This is a genomic window from Achromobacter sp. JUb104, assembly GCF_024806975.1.
Lineage (GTDB): Bacteria > Pseudomonadota > Gammaproteobacteria > Burkholderiales > Burkholderiaceae_B > Achromobacter > Achromobacter spanius.
This window is the reverse complement of the sequence record NZ_JANUEY010000002.1, coordinates 1,657,779-1,676,044: the sequence shown is the minus strand read 5'-3', so window position 1 is coordinate 1,676,044 and position 18,266 is coordinate 1,657,779. Positions and strand designations below refer to the sequence as shown.

The window sequence follows — 18,266 nt, the reverse complement described above, 5'->3', positions numbered from 1 at the left end:
GGGCTTTGCTGGCCCGTATTCACTTCAGTAGGCACCATGGATATCCGACGAACCGTCCTCTGGATGATTTTTTCCTTTTCGCTGTTGCTCCTATGGAACAACTGGCAAATCCATAACGGCAAGCCGTCCCTGTTCGGGGGCCCGACGCCCGCGGCCAGCACGGCTGAACCGCAGACCGGCGCCAATAACGCCACGCCTTCGGTGCCCAGCGCGCCCACCACCACGGCTACCGCGCCGTCGGCGGTTCCTGGCGCCACCGCGCCCGCTGCCGCCCGCTCGGAAGAAGTCGTTGTCACCACCGACGTGCTGCGCCTGACCTTCGACACCATGGGCGCCCAACTGGTGCGCGCCGAGCTGCTGAAGTACCCGGCAACCGGCCATGCCGACCAACCCACCGTGTTGCTGGACCGTTCGGCCGGCCTGACCTACGTCGTGCAGTCCGGCGTGGTCGGCGCGCCCAACGGCCAAAGCTTCCCCACGCACCAGACGCCTTTCCGCGTCACGTCCACCGAACGCCAACTCACTGGCGACAACCTGGTCGTGTCCTTTGAAGGCGAATCGGGTGGCGTGAAGGTCACCAAGACGTTCACCCTGCACAAGGGCCGCTACGACATTGACGTGCGCCACGACCTGGCCAACGTCGGCTCCGCCCCCGTATCGCCCGCGCTGTACCTGCAGCTTGAGCGCGACGGCAACGACCCCGCCGACACGTCCAGCTTCTATCACACGTTCACCGGTTTCGCCGTCTACTCTGAACAGGAAAAATTCCAGAAGAGCACGTTCAGCGACATCGAAAAGAAGAAGGCCACCTACGTCAAGCAGGCGGACAACGGCTGGATTGCCGTGGTGCAGCACTACTTCGCCACCGCCTGGGTGCCGCCGCAAGGCAAGCCGCGCACGAACGAACTGCTGGAAGTGCAGAAGAACCTGTACGCCGCCCGCAGCATCGAAGCCGTGGGTGAAATCGCCCCGGGTTCCGCCTCGCGCGTTGACTCGCACCTGTGGGTCGGTCCGCAAGACCAGAAGGCCATGGCGGCGCTCGCCCCCGGGCTGGAACTGGTGGTGGACTACGGTTTCCTGACCATCATCGCCAAGCCGCTGTTCACCCTGATGACCTGGCTGCATTCGCTGCTGGGCAACTGGGGCTGGACCATTGTTGCGCTGACCGTGCTGATCAAGGCCATCTTCTACCCGCTGGCCGCCGCGAGCTACCGCTCGATGGCCCGCATGAAGCAAGTGGCCCCGCGTCTGCAGGCGTTGAAGGAAAAGTACGGCGACGATAAGCAAAAGCTGAACGCCGCCATGATGGAGATGTACCGCACCGAAAAGATCAACCCGCTGGGCGGCTGCTTGCCGATGGTGGTGCAGATTCCGGTGTTCATCTCGCTGTACTGGGTGCTGCTGGCCAGCGTGGAAATGCGCGGCGCGCCGTGGATTCTGTGGGTCCATGACCTGTCGATCCGCGACCCGTTCTTCATTCTGCCCGCCATCATGATGGCCACCATGTTCCTGCAGATCAAACTGAACCCGACGCCGCCGGATCCCATCCAGGCCAAGGTCATGATGATCATGCCGCTGGTGTTCGGCGGGATGATGTTCTTCTTCCCGGCCGGCCTGGTGCTGTACTGGTGCGTGAACAATACGCTGTCCATCGCACAGCAGTGGTCCATCACCCGCGCCATGCAGCGCAAGGCGGAAGCGGCGGCAAACCGTTAATCCGATAAGCCTTGCGCTCGAGAGCGTCAAAAAGCCGGCCCTTGTGGCCGGTTTTTTTATGCGCGCGCGGTGTTCTGCCATCCCATCCTGTTCCTGAAGATGAGTCCATAGTCGATAGGTTTTAGTAATTGATTCTGGTAGTTCAATCAACTTCACAAACGCAACCTTGGCCCCTATGATGTGTCCCACATACCGCCCAGCGCCCGGCGCCAGGGGGTATCCACAACACAGCACGAGCCCGAAGCGGCTCGCGCCTTCCCAGAATTACGTACGGAGTGTGCTATGACCGACAAGAAGCCTTTGACCACCGCCTCGGGCGCGCCGGTGCCGGACAACAACAACACGTTGACCGCCGGCCCCCGTGGCCCGGCGCTGCTGCAAGACTTCTGGCTGATTGAAAAGCTGGCCCACTTCGACCGCGAACGCATTCCGGAACGGGTCGTCCACGCCAAGGGGTCCGGTGCCTACGGCACCTTCACCGTCACTCACGACATCTCGCGCTACACGCGCGCCAGCATCTTTTCGCAAGTTGGTAAGCAAACCCCGCTGTTCCTGCGCTTTTCCACCGTGGCCGGCGAACGCGGCGCGGCCGATGCCGAACGCGACGTGCGCGGCTTCGCCATCAAGTTCTACACCGACGAAGGCAACTGGGACCTGGTCGGCAACAACACCCCGGTCTTCTTCATTCGCGACCCGCTGAAGTTCCCCGATTTCATCCACACGCAAAAGCGCGACCCCAAGACAAACCTGCGCAGCGCCACCGCCGCCTGGGACTTCTGGTCGCTCAGCCCCGAATCGCTGCACCAGGTCACCATCCTGATGAGCGACCGCGGCATTCCCGCCAACCTGCGCCAGCAGCACGGTTTCGGTTCGCACACGTTCAGCTTCGTCAACAAGGACGGCGAACGCTTCTACGTGAAGTTCCACTTCAAGTCGCAGCAGGGCGTCGTCTGTATGAGCGACGAAGAAGCCGCCCAGGTGGTTGCGCACGACCGCGAAAGCTCGCAGCGTGATCTGTTCGAGAACATCGAACAAAAGAACTTCCCGAAGTGGACGCTGAAGGTGCAGATCATGCCCGAGGCCGAAGCCGAGACCTATCACATCAACCCGTTCGACCTGACCAAGGTCTGGCCTCATGGCGACTACCCGCTGATTGAAGTGGGCGTGCTGGAGCTGAACAAGAACCCGGAAAACTACTTTGCCGAAGTCGAGCAAGCCGCCTTCACCCCGGCGAACATCGTGCCCGGCATCGATTTTTCGCCGGACAAGATGCTGCAAGGGCGTTTGTTCTCGTACGGCGACACGCACCGGTATCGCTTGGGCATCAATCATCACCAGATCCCCGTGAACGCGCCGCGCTGCCCGTTCCACAGCTATCACCGCGACGGCGCGAGCCGTGTTGACGGCAACGTGGGCGGCACGCTGAACTACGAGCCCAATAGCGCGGGCGAGTGGAAGGAAACCCCGTCCGCCGGCGAACCCCCGCTGGCGCTGGACGGCCAGGCCGCCGCGCGCTGGAACCATCGCGTGGACGATGACTATTACTCACAGCCCGGCAACTTGTTCCGCTTGATGACGCCGGAAAAGCAGGAGCTGCTGTTCGGCAATATCGGCCGCCATATGGCGGGCGTGCCGGAAGAGATCCAGCGCCGTCAATTGGAACACTTCAAGAAGGCCGATCCGGCCTACGCGGCTGGCGTGGCCAAGGCGTTGGGGCTGACGCTCTGAGGGTGCCGGTAGTCTGAATAGCAAAAGGGCGGTTCCGTACAGGAACCGCCCTTTTTTTCATGGTTGCGGGCTAGGCGCAACGGTATTTTTGTACGGGATCCGTCGTGTTCTGTCGTGTGCCGTACGTGATTTCGAAGGTGATTTCGAAGGTGATTTCGTCCGTCAGCTTCGAACTTCACCTTATCCACAGCTCGTGGCAACGGCATGTTTTCAACGTTATCCACAGGACTGGCCATGGGGTGCAGCACTTTGGACCGCGCCACGGACGACGCTCAGGGCAGGTTCACCGACGCGGCGACGCACGCAGACAAGGTATCCATACCTTCAGCCAAAGCCGGAGTGGGCGAGGCCAGCGCCAATAGGGCCAGCACCAGCGCCAGGCCGGTGGCGGTAGCAGTTTGGACCAAGCGGTCCTGGAGTTCGGATGACATGCGCATGGTGTTCCTTGTGGATAAGTGTTTATCCGTGGGGTGTCCGCTTGCTGTGGATCGACCCATTATGGGAACCATGCCTGCTATCTCAAACGAAGTTATCGGCGTTTGATCAAAGCTCTACGTCATATAGAAAAAGCCGCGGGAGTACGCCCCGCGGCTTTATCAACAATGCTGATAAGCAAATAGCCTATCGGTCGTTGCCGGGCATTCAGGCAGCCGGCAAGAAAGCCTCGGCAAGCTTCACCCAATACGTGGCGCCCACCGGCAACAGGGCATCGTTGAAATCGTAGTTCGGGTTGTGCAACTGGCACGGACCCATACCGTGATAGCTTTCCATGCGGTGGTCGCCATCGCCGTTACCCAGGAACAGATACGCGCCCGGGATGGCTTCCAGGAAGAAGGAAAAATCTTCGGCGCCCATGAAGGGCGGCATATCGCGCAGCACGTTTTCGGCGCCGAAGGCCTCTTCGGCCACCTTCGCCGCGAAGGCCGTTTCCTTTTCCCAATTCACCAGCGGCGGATAGGCCCGCACGAAATCGAGTTCGCCCGTGCCCCCATACACCTGCGGCAAAGTGGTGGCGATACGGCGCATGTCGGCTTCGATCTTATCCAGCGTTTCCACCGAATACGTGCGCACCGTGCCGCGCAGCACGGCCTCGCCAGGAATCACGTTGTAGGCGTCGCCCGCATGGATCTGCGTGATCGACAGCACGGCTTGGTCCAGCGGATTCTTGCTGCGCGAAATCACGGTCTGCAAAGCGTGCACCATGTCGGCGGCCACGATGATGGGGTCGACCGAGGCATGAGGCTGCGCCGCATGGCCGCCCACGCCCTTGATGACGATGTCCCAGCGGTTGCTGGATGCCATCGTCGGGCCCGCTCGAAAGCCGAACTGGTTGACTGGCATGCCGGGCATGTTGTGGATGCCGAACACCGCATCGCAGGGAAATTTGTCGAACAGGCCGTCCTGCATCATGGCGCGCGCGCCGGCGTTGCCGCCTTCTTCGGCCGGCTGGAAAATGAACACCACCGTGCCATCAAAGTTGCGATGCGTGGACAAATACTGCGCCGCGCCCAGCAGCATGGCGGTATGGCCGTCATGGCCACAGCCGTGCATGCGGCCGCTGATGGTGGACTTGTGCGCAAAGCGGTTGTGCTCGGGCATGGGCAGCGCATCCATGTCGGCGCGCAGGCCGATCATCTTCTTGCCGCTACCCGCGCGCAACACCCCCACCACGCCGGTTTTCCCCAAGCCCGTATGCACTTCCAGGCCCCATTCGCGCAAGCGTTGCGCCACCAAGTTCGACGTGCGCGTTTCCTGGAAGGCCAGTTCCGGGTGCGCGTGGATGTCGCGACGCAAGGCGGTCAGTTCCGGGTGCGCGCGTTCGATTTCGGCAATGGTTTTCATGGCGTCAGAATTAAATTAGGTGAATTCATTGAGGCGATCGGCGGTTGCTTGATGGGTTGCGCGCGCTGGGTATCGGCATTCTTGTTCCAGGGATTCTCGCGCTTCACCCATCCTACGTCTAGTCAGGGCATGTCGTTCAGGTGGCAGGCGCTGAATTGGCCGGGCGCGATTTCCCGCAGCAAGGGCCGTTCCGCCTTGCAGCGTGCCATGGCGTGGGGACAACGTGGGTGGAATGCGCAGCCTGTGGGCGGGTCCAGTGGGGACGGCAGTTCGCCCTTGATCGGCTGATACGTGCGCCGACCGGGCGTCAACGTCGGCAACTCTTTCAACAGTGCCTGTGTATACGGATGGTTGGCGCGCTGGAAAACCGTGTCGGTCGGTGCAAGCTCCACCACGCGCCCAAGGTACATGATCGCCACGCGGTCCGATATGTGGCTGACCACGCTCAGGTTGTGACTGATGAACAGATACGTCAGGTCCAGGTCGTCGCGCAACTGTTCAAACAGGTTCAGCACCTGCGCCTGAATCGACACATCCAAGGCGGCCACGGCTTCATCGCAGACGATCACGGACGGCTTGAGCGCCAGCGCCCGCGCGATACCGATGCGCTGGCGCTGCCCGCCTGAAAACTGATGCGGATAACGTTGCACGAAAGACGGGTCCAGGCCCACTTGCCGCATCAGCCCCGCCACGTATTCCGCCTTGTCGCGCGCAGCGATAAGGCCGTGCGCCACGGGGGCCTCACCGATGATTTCGCGCACCCGCATGCGCGGGTTGAGCGAGGCGTAGGGGTCCTGGAAGATCATCTGCACGCCCAGCTCGTAGGCACGCCGCTCCGGCCCCGTCATCGTCCGCACGGCCTTGCCCTGGTAGTGCACATCGCCCGACGAGGGCGGCAGAATGCCGGACACGACGCGGCCCAGCGTGGATTTTCCACAGCCCGATTCACCCACGATGCCGATGACTTCGCCCGGCTGCACATCCAGGTCCACACCCGCCACGGCGTGCACCACCTGTGTCTTCAAGCCCGCCCCCAGCAAATTGGCAATGCGCCCGGCCAGGTCCACGGGCTGCACGAAGCGCAGTTCCACGTCGCGCAGGGACAGGATGGGGGTGGCGGCGTCGCGTTCTGCTGCGCTCATTTGGGGTCTGGGTCTCCGGCGTGCCAGCAGCGCACCCATTGCGCCGGGCGAACTTCCACAGGCTGCGGTTCGATCAGACAGGCGTCGGTCGCGCGCGGGCAGCGCCCACGGAACGCACAGCCTTGCGGCAGATTCAACAGCGAAGGCGTCATGCCAGGAATCGGCACCAGCGGCTTGCCGCGCGATTCTGGCGTGGGGATCGATGCAATCAACCCATGCGTGTAGGGATGCATGGGGTGCGTGATCACGTCATACGTGCTGCCGGTCTCGACCACACGGCCCGCATACATCACCGACACCCGGTCGGCCAAGCCAGCCACCACCGCCAGATCGTGCGTGATCCATATCAAGCCGGTACCGGTTTCGCGGCACAGCTTCTGCACTTCGAAAAGAATCTGCCCTTGAATCGTGACGTCGAGCGCCGTGGTGGGCTCGTCGGCAATGATCAGGCGCGGTGAATTCAAGAGCGCGATGGCGATTGCCACGCGCTGGCGCATGCCACCGGACAACTGGTGCGGATACGCGCGCAGGCGCTCCTGCGGCGACGGAATGCCCACCATCGTCAACGTCTGCAAGGCGCGCTGGCGCGCTTGTTCACGCGATACCTTATGGTGCGCCTGCACCGCCTCGATCATCTGCGTATCCACGCGCAGCACGGGATTCAGCGTCATCATCGGGTCCTGGAAGATCATCGCAATCTCCTGGCCCCGCAGTTGACGCCATCGGTTCGGCGTCGCACCGCGCAGGTCTTCACCGTTCAAGCGCAGGTGCCCTTCAACGATGCGGCCTGGCTCGTCCAGCAAACCCATCAGCGAAAAGCCAGTAATGCTCTTGCCTGACCCTGATTCGCCCACCAGACCCAGGATTTCGCCTTCGGCCAAGCTCAAATCCACGCCATCCACCGCCTTCACCACGCCATTGCGCGTGAAGAAGTGCGTCTTCAATCCTTGCACTTCAAGAACATTCGGGGGCGCGGCCAATGGCGTTTCCACAGCGTTTGTCTGCATCGCGTCCGCCTCTAGTTCGCGTGACGCGGGTTGAGCACATCGCGCAGGTGGTCGCCCACCAGGTTGATGGCGATGATGGCCAGCGCCAGCGCAATGCCGGGAAAGAACGATATCCAGTACTGACCCGACAACAGGTATTCGAAGCCGTTGTAGATCAGCATGCCCAAAGACGGCTCGGTCACCGGCACCCCCACGCCCAGGAACGACAGCGTGGCTTCCAGGGCAATGGCGTGCGCCAGGTCGATGGTGGCGATCACGATAAGCGGCGGCATACAGTTGGGAAGCACGTGGCGGAACAGCACGCGCCCCCAGGACAAGGACATGCAGCGCGCGGCCTCCACATATTCCTTGCCACGCTCCACCAGCGCGGCGCCGCGCGCGGCCCGCGCGAAATACGCCCACTGCACGACGATCAACGCGATGATCACCTTATCCACACCCTTGCCCAAAATCGCCAAGAGCATCAGCGCAACAAGAATGGCGGGGAACGACAACTGGATATCCACAATCCGCATCAGCAGCGCGTCGATACGGCCGCCAAAATAAGCCGCGATCAGGCCCACGGTGGCGCCGATGCCAAAGGCCGCCAGCACCGACACGGTAGCCACCATCAAACTGGTGCGCATGCCATAGAGAATGGCCGACAGCAGGTCGCGCGCCTGCCCGTCGGTGCCCAGCCAGTGGTGCATGGACCCATCACCACTTTCACTGCCGGGCTTCAGCTTGGAATCCATGATGTCCAGCGCCGCCAGGTCGTAGGGATTTTGCGGCGCAATCCAGGGCGCCAACAACGCAGCACCCACAATCACCACCAGCATCACCAAGCCCAAGGTAGCCAGCTTGCTGGCGAAGAAATCCTTCACGAAGCGGCGCCAGGGCGTCTCTTCCTTGCGCGTGGCGGCCGGTGCGACGGGAACATTGACGTTGGTGTTCATCGGCGGCTATCCAGACGTACGCGGGGGTCCAGCACCGTATAGATGATGTCCACCACCAGGTTCAACATGACCAAGAAAAACACGATCAAAAGCAGATACGCCACGACGACCGGACGATCAAGATTGATGATTGAGTCGATCAGCAGTTTGCCCATGCCCGGCCACGAAAACACGGTTTCAGTGACCACGGCGAACGCCATCACCTGGCCGAACTCCAGGCCCGCCACGGTCACGACCGGAATCAGGATGTTCTTCAACAGATGCACGCCCAGCACGCGCTTTTCCGACAGGCCCTTGGCACGCGCGAATTTGATGTAATCCATGGGCAGTGCTTCGCGCGTGGCCGCCCGCGTCACGCGGATGATCATCGCGCACTTGGCGATGGCGATCGTGGCGGCGGGCAAGGCCAGGCTCATCCAGCCGCTGAACGTCAGCACGCTCAACTCCAGCGAACCGATGCTGACTGTCTTTCCACGCCCCCCCGCCGGCACCCAGCCCAGCATCACGGCGAACACCATGATCAGCATCAGGCCGACCCAGAAATTAGGCAGCGAAAAGCCCAGCACGGACCCCGTCATGATGGCGCGCGAGCCCGGCGCCTGCGGCTTCAAGCCCGCCAGGATGCCCAGCGGCACGCCGATCAGCACCGACATCAGCATGGCCACACAGGCCAGTTCGACGGTGGCCGGCATGCGCTCCAGGATCAGGTGCATGGCCGGCTCGCCCGTCAGGAAGCTGTTGCCGAAATCACCTTGCACTGCCTGGCTCATGAAAATCAGATATTGCCGCCACAGCGGCTGGTCCAAACCCAGCGACGCGCTGATCGCGGCGCGCTGCGCCTCGGTTGCTTCCGGGCTGGCCAGCATCGAAACCGGATCGCCCACCATGTAGATGCCTGCAAAAACCAACGCCGACATGACAAGCATGACGACGATGGTTTGCAGCAGTCTTCTTACGATTGTTGCCAGCACTGGAAACCGCCCGCGTTGCGCGTTACTTCTTCAAGGTTGCAAACTGCGCAAGCGTGACCTGGTCAGGACGGCCCTGATAGCGAATGTCGTTCTTCATTGCCCAGACCGACAACTCGAAGTGAATCGGCAGCATGGCGTAGTCGTCCATCGCCATGTTGCTGGCTTTGGACAGCAGCTCGGCACGCTTGGCGTCGTCCATGGTGGACGATGCTTCCTTCACCAATTCGTCCATCTTCGGATTGGAATAACGGCTGCGGTTGGTGGTGCCCAGGCCGGCTTCCGGATTGCGCGTCACCAGCAGGGATGTCAGCGCGTTGGACATCTCGCCGCTAGTCACCGACCAGCCCGCCAGATAGGCCGAGAACGCATAGCTGTCGCGGTTCTTGAAGAACACCGGGGGCGCCATCGCGTCCACACTGGTCTTCACGCCGATGCGCGTCCACATCGATGCGATCGCTTGCGCCACCTTCGAATCATTCACGTAGCGACCAGAAGGCGAGCCCAGCGTGATCGAGAACCCGTTGGGATAACCGGCTTCCTTCAACAAGGCCTTCGCCTTTTCCACATCGGCCTTCGGCGCTTTGGAATGTTCCTTGCTGGACCCGAACATGGGGTAGGGCAGCATGTTGCCCGCGGGCAAGGCCACACCGCCCATCACGCGCTCAACCAGCGCATCGCGATTGATGGCAAGCGACAGCGCTTCCCGCACGCGCTTGTCCTTCATGGGGTTCTTGTCGGTGCCCTGGATACCAGGCGACGGCTCGGCGTGCTGGTCCAGCGCCACGTACACCACCCGCACCGACGGCGTCTCTTCCACAAAGAGCTTTTTATCGCTCTTCAGCTTGGGCAGGTCGTCGGTGGGGGGATCTTCAATCATGTCGACGTCACCGGCCAGCAGTGCGGCCACGCGCGCGGCGGCGTTGCTGATCGGGCGGTACACCACGCGGTCCCACTCAGGCTTTTTGCCCCAGTAGTTTTCATTGCGTGCCAATACGAATTCGGCGCCGCGTTTCCACGACACAAACTTGTAGGGGCCCGTGCCAATCAGGCCATCACCGCTGTTCAATTCAGTTGTCGTCTTGCCTTCCGGCGCTGGGCCGGAAGCGGCCTTTTTCGACAAGATGGGCAATTGCGCCAGGTTCACGAGCAGATTCGGCGCGGCCTGCTTGGTGGTGATGCGCACGGTCATCGGGTCGACCGCTTCGGTCTTCTCGACCGAACCCAAGTACAGCGTAAAGGGAGACGGGCTGTTGGGCACCTTGGGCACGCGGTCATACGTGAACACCACGTCTTCGGCGGTGAACGGCGTGCCATCCGAAAACTTCACGTTGGGACGTAGCTTGAACGTCCAGACCTTGCCATCCACCGTCCACGATTCCGCCAGCGCGGCCTTCGGTTTCAACTGGGCGTCGGTAGCAACCAGCGTATCGAAAATGGTTTGGGAGATCTGCGTGTTCGGCGTCAGCGCGTGATATTGCGGATCCATCGACGAGGGCTCGGTCTTCAGAGCGATCACCAGATCGCGAGCCATTGCGGAACTGAATGTGCCAAAGGCCAACATCACCGCGGCTGAGCCGCAGGCCAAGACACGCGAAAACCGAGATGCCATCGTGATCTCCCTGAGTTGATTCGGGTTTTGAACCTCGGGGCCACATTAACCAGCAAACAAGGGGCTGCGCAACAGTTATATTCCCCTATTGTTCTCGCTTCCGTCCCCTTCAGATATGTCCGCTTACGCCCCCATTGCCGCCATTGCCACCGCCCCCGGAAGAGGTGGCATCGGCGTCGTGCGCGTTTCTGGTGCGGACTTGTCCGAATTGGTGCGCCGCCTGTTCCAGCGCGAACTCACTCCGCGCCACGCGCACTATCTGCCGTTCAAATCCGTGGACGGCGAACTGCTGGATGAAGGCATCGCGATCTACTTCCGCGGCCCCCATTCCTATACCGGTGAAGACGTGCTGGAGTTGCAAGGCCACGGCGGTCCGGCCGTGTTGCGCCGTGTGCTGGAAAGCTGCCTGGCCGCTGGCCGCGACCTTGGCGTGCGCCTTGCCGAACCCGGCGAATTCACCCGCCGCGCCTTTCTTAACGACCGCATGGATCTGGCGCAAGCCGAGGCCGTTGCGGACCTGATCGATGCGTCATCGGTAGCCGCCGCGCGCGGCGCCATGGCCTCGCTGTCGGGCGAATTCTCGGCGCGCGTGAACGACCTATCCGACCGCATCATCCACTTGCGCATGCTGGTCGAGGCGACGCTGGATTTTCCCGAAGAAGAGATCGATTTTCTGGAAAAGTATCAGGCCCGGCCCACACTTGATGCACTTACCGCCGACCTGTCGCGGCTGATTGCGCAAGCACGCCAAGGCGTCATCCTGCGTGAGGGTTTGCACGTGGTGCTGGCCGGCCAACCCAACGTGGGTAAATCCAGCCTGCTGAACGCCTTGGCGGGCGACGACATCGCCATCGTCACCCCCATTGCGGGCACCACGCGCGACAAAGTGGTGCAGGAAATCCATATAGACGGCGTGCCATTGCACATTGTGGACACGGCCGGCCTGCGTGAAACGGAAGACACCGTAGAGAGCATCGGCATCGCCCGAACCTGGCAGGAAATCGAGCGCGCTGATGTTATTTTGCATCTGCAAGACGCCACCCAACCCGGCGACGAGCTGGACGCCCAGATCACCGCGCGACTCCCGCCGCGCACGCCGGTACTTAAGGTTTTCAACAAGGTGGACCTGTTATCCACAGGTTTCGTGGCGGGCGCCGGCGAATTGGGCATCTCCGCCAAGCGCGGCGCGGGCCTGGATGCGCTGCGCGCCGAACTCCTGAACATCGCCGGCTGGAACCCCGGCGCCGAATCCCCCTGGCTGGCGCGCGAACGCCATCTGCACGCCTTGCAGCAAGCGGCCGAGCATTTGGAGCTGGCGGGTGAACACGCGGGTCAGGACGACCGGGTACTGGATCTGTTTGCCGAGGAGCTACGGCTGGCGCATGACAGCCTGACGAGCATCACCGGCAAGTTCACCAGCGATGATTTGCTGGGCGAGATTTTTTCCAGTTTCTGTATTGGGAAGTAGCACTAGCGCTCAGCCGGCAGACGTCTTAACGCAGCTCGTACCAGGTTCCGCGGCCGCTGCCATGCAGAATAAGATGCCCCTGTTCCACCAACGTGCGGAAGTGCTGCTTGAGGGTATTGCGGTTGCTTCCGGTCAGGCGTATCGCTTCGGCCATGGTGATCCGACCATGGTCGCGCGTGAAGTCAACAATCTGTAGTGCCAAGTCTGGCAGCTTAGCCAATACCAGCTTCTCTCGCTCAACCTTGCGCTCCAACCGGCTGACTTGGCGGGACAGGGCGCGCAGGAAGAATAAGAGCCAAGGCTGCCAGTCCGGAACATCACTGCGTATGCTGCCTTGAGTCTGACGCAGCGCCAGATAGTAGGCTTCCTTGTTTTGCTCAATCACACTTTCGAGCGAACTGTAGGGTACGTAGGCATAGCCCGATTGCAGCAACAGCAGCGTAGTCAGGACCCGGCTCAATCGACCGTTTCCATCCTGAAAAGGATGGATCTCCAGAAACACGACAACCCAGATGCCAATCAGCAACAGGGGATGCAGACGCCCAACGCTGCGTTGCTCGTTGAACCAAGTCACGAGTTCGGATAACAGCCGCGGCGTATCGAAAGGGGCTGCGGTTTCGAATACCACGCCCAATGGGTTGCCGAGTTCGTCGAACGCGACCACGTTATTGCTGGTGGTCTTGTAGTTACCGCGATGCCAGGCGTCTTTGTCACTGTGGGTCAGTAGGTCACGGTGCAATTGCCGAATGTGGTTCTCTGTCAGCGCGATGTCCTGCCAAGACGAGAACACCAGTTCCATGACCTCGGCATACCCAGCCACTTCCTGTTCATCGCGAGTTTCAAACGACTTGATCTGCAGGTTGGACAGCAAGCGTTCGACTTCCCGATCCGACAGCCTGCTGCCCTCGATCCGAGTAGAAGAACCAATACTCTCAATAGTGGCAACACGACGTAGCGCTGATAACCGGTCAGGGGCTAATGTACCGAGCGCACGCCACGCGCCCTTGAACTCATCGATGCCGGAGATCAGGCTAAGAGTCTCAGGGGTGATCTGAAGGGAGTCTGTACGAATCATGCACCCAATAGTAAACCCATTTACACCCATTAATACCCAGAGCAGTTCACCAAATTCGCATCCATTTACACCCATTTCATAAAATGGGGTCATAACAATTTGATGGAGCGATGAGCACGATCTTGGCTCTGCATCCAAAAGCGCCATAAATAACGGCCGGAGTAGGATTCGGTTAATCCTTCGTCTCAGGAGGAGTTTCCGTTTACCTCGCGCTTCAGAAGACGCACACACCATGCCATCCGTGATCCGGCTTGCCACCCCAAACGACATCCCCGTCATTGAACGAATCGTCGCGGACGCCTACACCCCGTATATCGCGCGCATCGGAACCGTCCCGGGTCCGATGCGTGACGACTACGCAAAGCGTGTCGCCGAAGGGGTGGTCCACGTGCTGGAAGAGGCCGACGTTATCCAGGCGGTACTGGTCTTGATTCTCGAACCTGATTGCCTGTTATTGGACAACATTGCGGTGTCTCCGGACGCGCAAGGAAAAGGGCTTGGCCGCGTCCTCATGCACTTCGCGGAAACCAGCGCGCGCGAAGCGGGGCTAGCAAATATCCGTCTTTATACGCAGGAAAAAATGACGGAAAACATAGCGATCTACCTTCGCTATGGCTATGTTGAAACGCACCGCGCTGAAGAGCTTGGGTTGCGTCGCGTATTCATGCGCAAGAGCTTGCTTTCAATGTAGCGATCAACAAATATGAGCATTTACTCGTCTTTATCCGGCGATGTTTTTGCCGCGATTTTTTGCGCGCGGCGGTTGTTCGCAAGCGACTTCGCATACACCGATTCCGGCCGTATTTGGTGCGCAATCACGTAGCCGGTGATGCAAGCCAGCATCAACGGAAGCATCACTTCATAGCTCAAGGTCATCTCAAAAATCATCAAGATCGACATCAGCGGCGCATGCGTCGTGGCGGCCAGTAACGCGCCCATTCCTACGACGGCGTAGCTGGAAACCGGCGATAGACCATCCAACGGAATCAGGCTTTGCAAACCAGTGCCGTACAACGCGCCCAACGCCGCACCCACGAACAATGTGGGGGTAAAAACACCCCCTACCGCGCCCGAGCCCGCACTTGCTGCCGTGGCCAGGATCTTCATCAGCAAAATGGCCGCCACCGCCTGCCACGCCCATTGCGTGTGCAACATGCTGTTGACCACGCTGTAGCCGTTACCCCATACCTCGGGGTTGATGACCGATAGCGCCCCCACGATCAATCCGCCCAGCGCCATGCGTAGCCATAACGGAAAAGGCAGCCGGGAAAAGGTGGCGCGCGCCGTGTCCAACAAGCGCAGGAACTGGGGCGCGACCAAGCCCGCGAGCACACCCAGTCCCAGGTAATTGATCACTTCCCAGCCGGACACGAATTCAAAGTGCGGCATGTGGAACACCGCGTCGTAGTGCAGGATTTGGCGCGTGACGATATTGGCCACCACCGACGACACCACCAGCGGCACCAGGGTGGCGGACGAAATCACGCCGAAGACAATTTCAGAGATGAACAACGCGCCCGCAATCGGTGCGTTGTAGGCGGACGTGATGCCCGCAGTCGCCCCACAAGCGACCAATAGCCGCAAATGGCGGGGCGGCAACAGCAGAAATCGCCCGGTCAGCGACGAAAACATGGCCGCCAACTGCACCATCGGGCCCTCACGGCCGATGGAAGCCCCCGATCCGATGGAAAAAATGGACGACAGGCTGCGCGCGAGTGTCTGGCGCAAGCCGATGACGCCGCGGCCGATGGAAATGGCTTCCATGTAGTCGGCGGCGCCACGTTTTGGGAGCCATCGGGCCGCCATTTGCAGGATGACGCCGGCAATCGCGCCGCCAAGGGCTGGTGTCAAAAACCGTTGCCATGGGTCCAAGCCCCGAGCCAGCGACACCATGCCATGCGGCGCATCTTCGCCGCCCAGCACCATCTGCGCCCATCCCAATAGCTCACGAAACACCACCGTCGCGAGTGCGCCGAACAACCCCATCAACGCCGCCGCGAACAAGGTGGCGGGCAAATTGTCGGCAATAAAGCGGTCTCGCAGACCGTTCAGCCAACGCCATTTCCTGTTTTTTATCTCGATAGCCATGGCCGAATTCTACGGCTGAAATTGCTCACTTTTTGTTCAGTTAGCCGTCAAGAACGCGACAAGGTACCCCCTCGAATCGCCGCTTCAGCGAACGCGCCTGGAGCCGTTTTTGGGGTCTTGCAAGGCCTAAAAACCCGGTAGGCAAGGGCCGGTTTTTCGGGGTAAAAGTGCCGCTTTCCCACCCCGTTTGCAGAAACCAGCCTGTGGATAACTCCTAAGTAGCCAGGTTGTGCACATTGTGTGGAGGCAAGTTGAACAAGCCGGGGTTTTGAGGGGTGTCCGAAATGTTGTCCAACTTCAACTTTTTTCCCACACAGAGTTCTTGCACAGGCAAAAACGGCTGCAAGCTGATGAAAAGATTCAGGTTTTCAAGGTTAAGGTAGTTATCCACAGGCCTTATTAATCATTAGTCTTTATATAAAGAGAAATAAAGGAAAAGCCAAACATGCTTTCCCATTCCGCCCAGCCACTCCCCCCCGGACTCCGTCCATGCGCATCCTCCTGATAGAAGACGAAGCTGAACTTGCCCGTTGGCTTTCCCGAAGCCTGGCCAGGCACGCTGGCTTTGTCGTTGAGTGGGCTGACGACGGATTGGTCGCCGAAAGAAGGTTGGCAATCGAAGAATTCGACGCGGTCATCCTGGATCTGGGACTTCCCGGCATGGATGGCCATGCCTTGCTGGCAAAAATTCGCGCGCGAGACGACCGTACGCCGGTGTTGGTCTTGACCGCGCGCGATTCATTGGCCGAAAAAATCGGCACGCTGCACCTCGGTGCAGACGATTTCCTGCCAAAACCGTTTGTTGTGGAAGAGTTGGAAGCGCGTTTGATCGCACTGATTCGGCGCAGCCGTGGTCGCGAACATCCGCGGTTGGCTCTGGGAAACCTGGTTTTTGAGACGTCCGCTCAGAAATTCACGGTCTCTGGACAGACTTTGCAGTTATCCCCACGTGAAAACGCGGTACTACGGGTGCTGATCCAAAAAAGTGGCGAACCCATCAACAAGCAGCAGATCCTTGACCGCATCGTGTCGGACGATGCGGACATCAACCTGGAAGCCATCGAGGTACTTGTGCACCGCTTGCGCAAAAAATTGGCGGATACCGGTGTGCAGATCGTGACCATGCGTGGCATGGGGTACTGCCTGGAGAACCTTGTTGACAACTAGAAGTTCAAAAAAAACCGGGTTTTTCGCGTCAAAAAAACGCAACCGCACGCTCAAGACACAGTTGCTCTGGTGGCTGATTCCAACGCTGGTCTTTGTGATGATGGGCGCGTTGTGGCTGTCGAACCATCAACTGCGCAACCAGGTCGATGTTGCGTACGACCGTTCGCTTTCTGGAGCACTGCGCGCGATCGACCACAACATATCCACAGCCAGCGGTGGATTAGCCATGGAACAGCCTTACCTGATGCTGGAATTTTTTGAGCTGACGGCCAATGGCAACGTGTTCTACCGGGTGGCGACCGAGGATGGGCTGGCCGAAATAGGGCATCCAGACCTGCCCATGCCCGATCAAGCGCTGAAATCCGGCGAACCGCGTTTTTTCTACGCGACCTACCAAGGCAAGCCGGTGCGAGTTGCGGCGCTGGCGCGCCCCATGGACCCGCCGCTGTACGCAAATAATGGGGGACGGGTAATTGTCCAGGTCGCCGAGGGTCTGGAAGGCCGTCAGGCGTTCCTGCACCAGGTGCTGCTGCGGTCAGTGGAACGAGACCTGGCCGTGATCCTCATCAGCGTTTTAGTGATCATCCTGGGGGTTTTCATGGCGCTACGCCCCCTTGCCCGGCTCAGGCAAGAAGTGGAAGGGCGCTCTGGAGACGATTTAAGCCCCGTCAGCGACTCGGAGATGCCAGGTGAGGTCCTGCCCTTGGTTGCGGCTGTAAACCTCCACATGGCCCGTTTTGCGGCTCAGGGGAGGGTGCAGAGCCAGTTCCTGGACGACGCCTCCCATCAATTGCGCACTCCGCTGTCGGTTTTGCGGACCCAAACGGCCTATGCCTTGCGCGAAACAGACCCCCAGGAGGTCCGTACAGCCCTTCTGGCGATGCAGGAGGGCCTGGACAGGGCCGTACGCACCACCAACCAAATGCTCGCTCTGGCGCGCGCTAAGGACGCTTCCCTGGCCGAAAGCGGTTTCACGGTTGAATCCGTTGACCTGGTGGAGCTGGCCGACTCCGTCATCCGTACCCTGCTGCCCGCCGCGCGCGCCCGGCAATTGGACATAGGCCTGGAGGCCGCGCAACGCCCCCTGGCGGTCAACGGCAGTGAATGGTTGCTGCGCGAAGCGGTCACTAACCTGGTCGACAATGCGATCCGTTACGCGTCGCCGGCCGGAGAGGTCACCGTGACCATCCAGGCGAAGGGGAACGAGGCCAGGCTGGTAGTGGAAGATGACGGCCCCGGCATGTCCGCCGAGGACATTGCCCGCGCCTGCGTCCGCTTTCGCCGGGGCGCGGCGGGCAAGAACACATCGGGGGCAGGCCTGGGCCTGGCTATTGTGGGCACCATTGCCGAAATCCTTGGCGCCAAGCTGGTGCTGGAGAACCGCGCCCCGTTAGCCGGATTGCGCACGATCTTGGTGTTTTCCCTGGTACCCAAGGCGAATGTTGCGCCGCGTCATGAAAACGGGCCAATTTGAAAGGGTTTGGAAAGCTTCGATTTTGTACGGTAGGGTCCGCTGGG

Annotated in this window: 15 protein-coding genes; 6 read left to right on the top strand and 9 right to left on the bottom strand. The window is 60.5% G+C overall.

Annotated features, from left to right (window positions below):
* Positions 1-36: 36 nt before the first annotated feature.
* Positions 37-1,716 (top strand): membrane protein insertase YidC, encoded by a 1,680-nt coding sequence (gene yidC, locus M2361_RS19495; protein WP_259251286.1) that lies wholly within the window; start codon positions 37-39, stop codon positions 1,714-1,716.
* Between the two features lie 282 nt (positions 1,717-1,998).
* A complete protein-coding gene (locus M2361_RS19490; protein WP_259251285.1) occupies positions 1,999-3,444 on the top strand; it encodes a catalase in 1,446 nt (481 codons plus the stop codon).
* Positions 3,445-3,716: 272 nt separating this feature from the next.
* On the opposite strand, the gene M2361_RS19485 is transcribed toward M2361_RS19490, so the two are convergent.
* The 7 genes from M2361_RS19485 to M2361_RS19455 form a co-directional block, all read right to left on the bottom strand.
* A complete protein-coding gene (locus M2361_RS19485; RefSeq protein ID WP_259251284.1) occupies positions 3,717-3,875 on the bottom strand; it encodes a hypothetical protein in 159 nt (52 codons plus the stop codon).
* Positions 3,876-4,086: 211 nt separating this feature from the next.
* Positions 4,087-5,286 carry a M20 aminoacylase family protein gene (locus tag M2361_RS19480; RefSeq protein ID WP_100853690.1) on the bottom strand — a complete coding sequence of 400 codons (1,200 nt, stop codon included), beginning with the start codon at positions 5,284-5,286 and terminating at the stop codon, positions 4,087-4,089.
* 122 nt (positions 5,287-5,408) lie between these two features.
* The gene (locus M2361_RS19475; RefSeq protein WP_100853691.1) at positions 5,409-6,428 is read right to left on the bottom strand and encodes an ABC transporter ATP-binding protein; all 1,020 of its coding nucleotides are present in this window, start codon (positions 6,426-6,428) and stop codon (positions 5,409-5,411) included.
* Positions 6,425-7,435 carry an ABC transporter ATP-binding protein gene (locus M2361_RS19470; protein ID WP_259251283.1) on the bottom strand — a complete coding sequence of 337 codons (1,011 nt, stop codon included), beginning with the start codon at positions 7,433-7,435 and terminating at the stop codon, positions 6,425-6,427. Before M2361_RS19470 ends, M2361_RS19475 begins: the two co-directional genes overlap by 4 nt.
* 11 nt (positions 7,436-7,446) lie before the next feature.
* Positions 7,447-8,370 carry an ABC transporter permease gene (locus M2361_RS19465; protein ID WP_259251282.1) on the bottom strand — a complete coding sequence of 308 codons (924 nt, stop codon included), beginning with the start codon at positions 8,368-8,370 and terminating at the stop codon, positions 7,447-7,449.
* The gene (locus M2361_RS19460; RefSeq protein WP_259251281.1) at positions 8,367-9,341 is read right to left on the bottom strand and encodes an ABC transporter permease; all 975 of its coding nucleotides are present in this window, start codon (positions 9,339-9,341) and stop codon (positions 8,367-8,369) included. Before M2361_RS19460 ends, M2361_RS19465 begins: the two co-directional genes overlap by 4 nt.
* Positions 9,342-9,363: 22 nt before the next feature.
* The gene (locus M2361_RS19455; RefSeq protein WP_259251280.1) at positions 9,364-10,950 is read right to left on the bottom strand and encodes an ABC transporter substrate-binding protein; all 1,587 of its coding nucleotides are present in this window, start codon (positions 10,948-10,950) and stop codon (positions 9,364-9,366) included.
* 115 nt (positions 10,951-11,065) lie between these two features.
* On the opposite strand from M2361_RS19455, the gene mnmE reads away from it, so the two are divergent.
* Complete coding sequence (gene mnmE, locus M2361_RS19450) at positions 11,066-12,418, top strand: tRNA uridine-5-carboxymethylaminomethyl(34) synthesis GTPase MnmE (RefSeq protein ID WP_259251279.1); 1,353 nt, start codon at positions 11,066-11,068, stop codon at positions 12,416-12,418.
* A 25-nt stretch (positions 12,419-12,443) separates the two neighbouring features.
* On the opposite strand, the gene M2361_RS19445 is transcribed toward mnmE, so the two are convergent.
* Positions 12,444-13,586, bottom strand: a complete 1,143-nt coding sequence (locus M2361_RS19445; protein WP_259251278.1) for a Fic family protein — start codon at positions 13,584-13,586, stop codon at positions 12,444-12,446.
* A 139-nt stretch (positions 13,587-13,725) separates the two neighbouring features.
* Here M2361_RS19445 and M2361_RS19440 point away from each other — a divergent pair, with 139 nt between their 5' ends.
* On the top strand, positions 13,726-14,184 hold the full coding sequence (locus M2361_RS19440) for a GNAT family N-acetyltransferase (RefSeq protein WP_259251277.1): 459 nt from the start codon (positions 13,726-13,728) through the stop codon (positions 14,182-14,184).
* 20 nt (positions 14,185-14,204) lie between these two features.
* Here the strand turns inward: M2361_RS19440 and M2361_RS19435 are convergent, their stop codons facing one another.
* The gene (locus M2361_RS19435) at positions 14,205-15,581 is read right to left on the bottom strand and encodes a ClcB-like voltage-gated chloride channel protein (protein ID WP_259251276.1); all 1,377 of its coding nucleotides are present in this window, start codon (positions 15,579-15,581) and stop codon (positions 14,205-14,207) included.
* A 489-nt stretch (positions 15,582-16,070) separates the two neighbouring features.
* Between M2361_RS19435 and M2361_RS19430 the strand changes: the two genes are divergently transcribed.
* Positions 16,071-16,748 carry a response regulator gene (locus M2361_RS19430; protein ID WP_259251275.1) on the top strand — a complete coding sequence of 226 codons (678 nt, stop codon included), beginning with the start codon at positions 16,071-16,073 and terminating at the stop codon, positions 16,746-16,748.
* On the top strand, positions 16,738-18,222 hold the full coding sequence (locus M2361_RS19425) for a sensor histidine kinase (protein WP_404976401.1): 1,485 nt from the start codon (positions 16,738-16,740) through the stop codon (positions 18,220-18,222). The genes M2361_RS19430 and M2361_RS19425 overlap by 11 nt, the downstream gene beginning before the upstream one ends.
* Positions 18,223-18,266 lie beyond the last annotated feature (44 nt).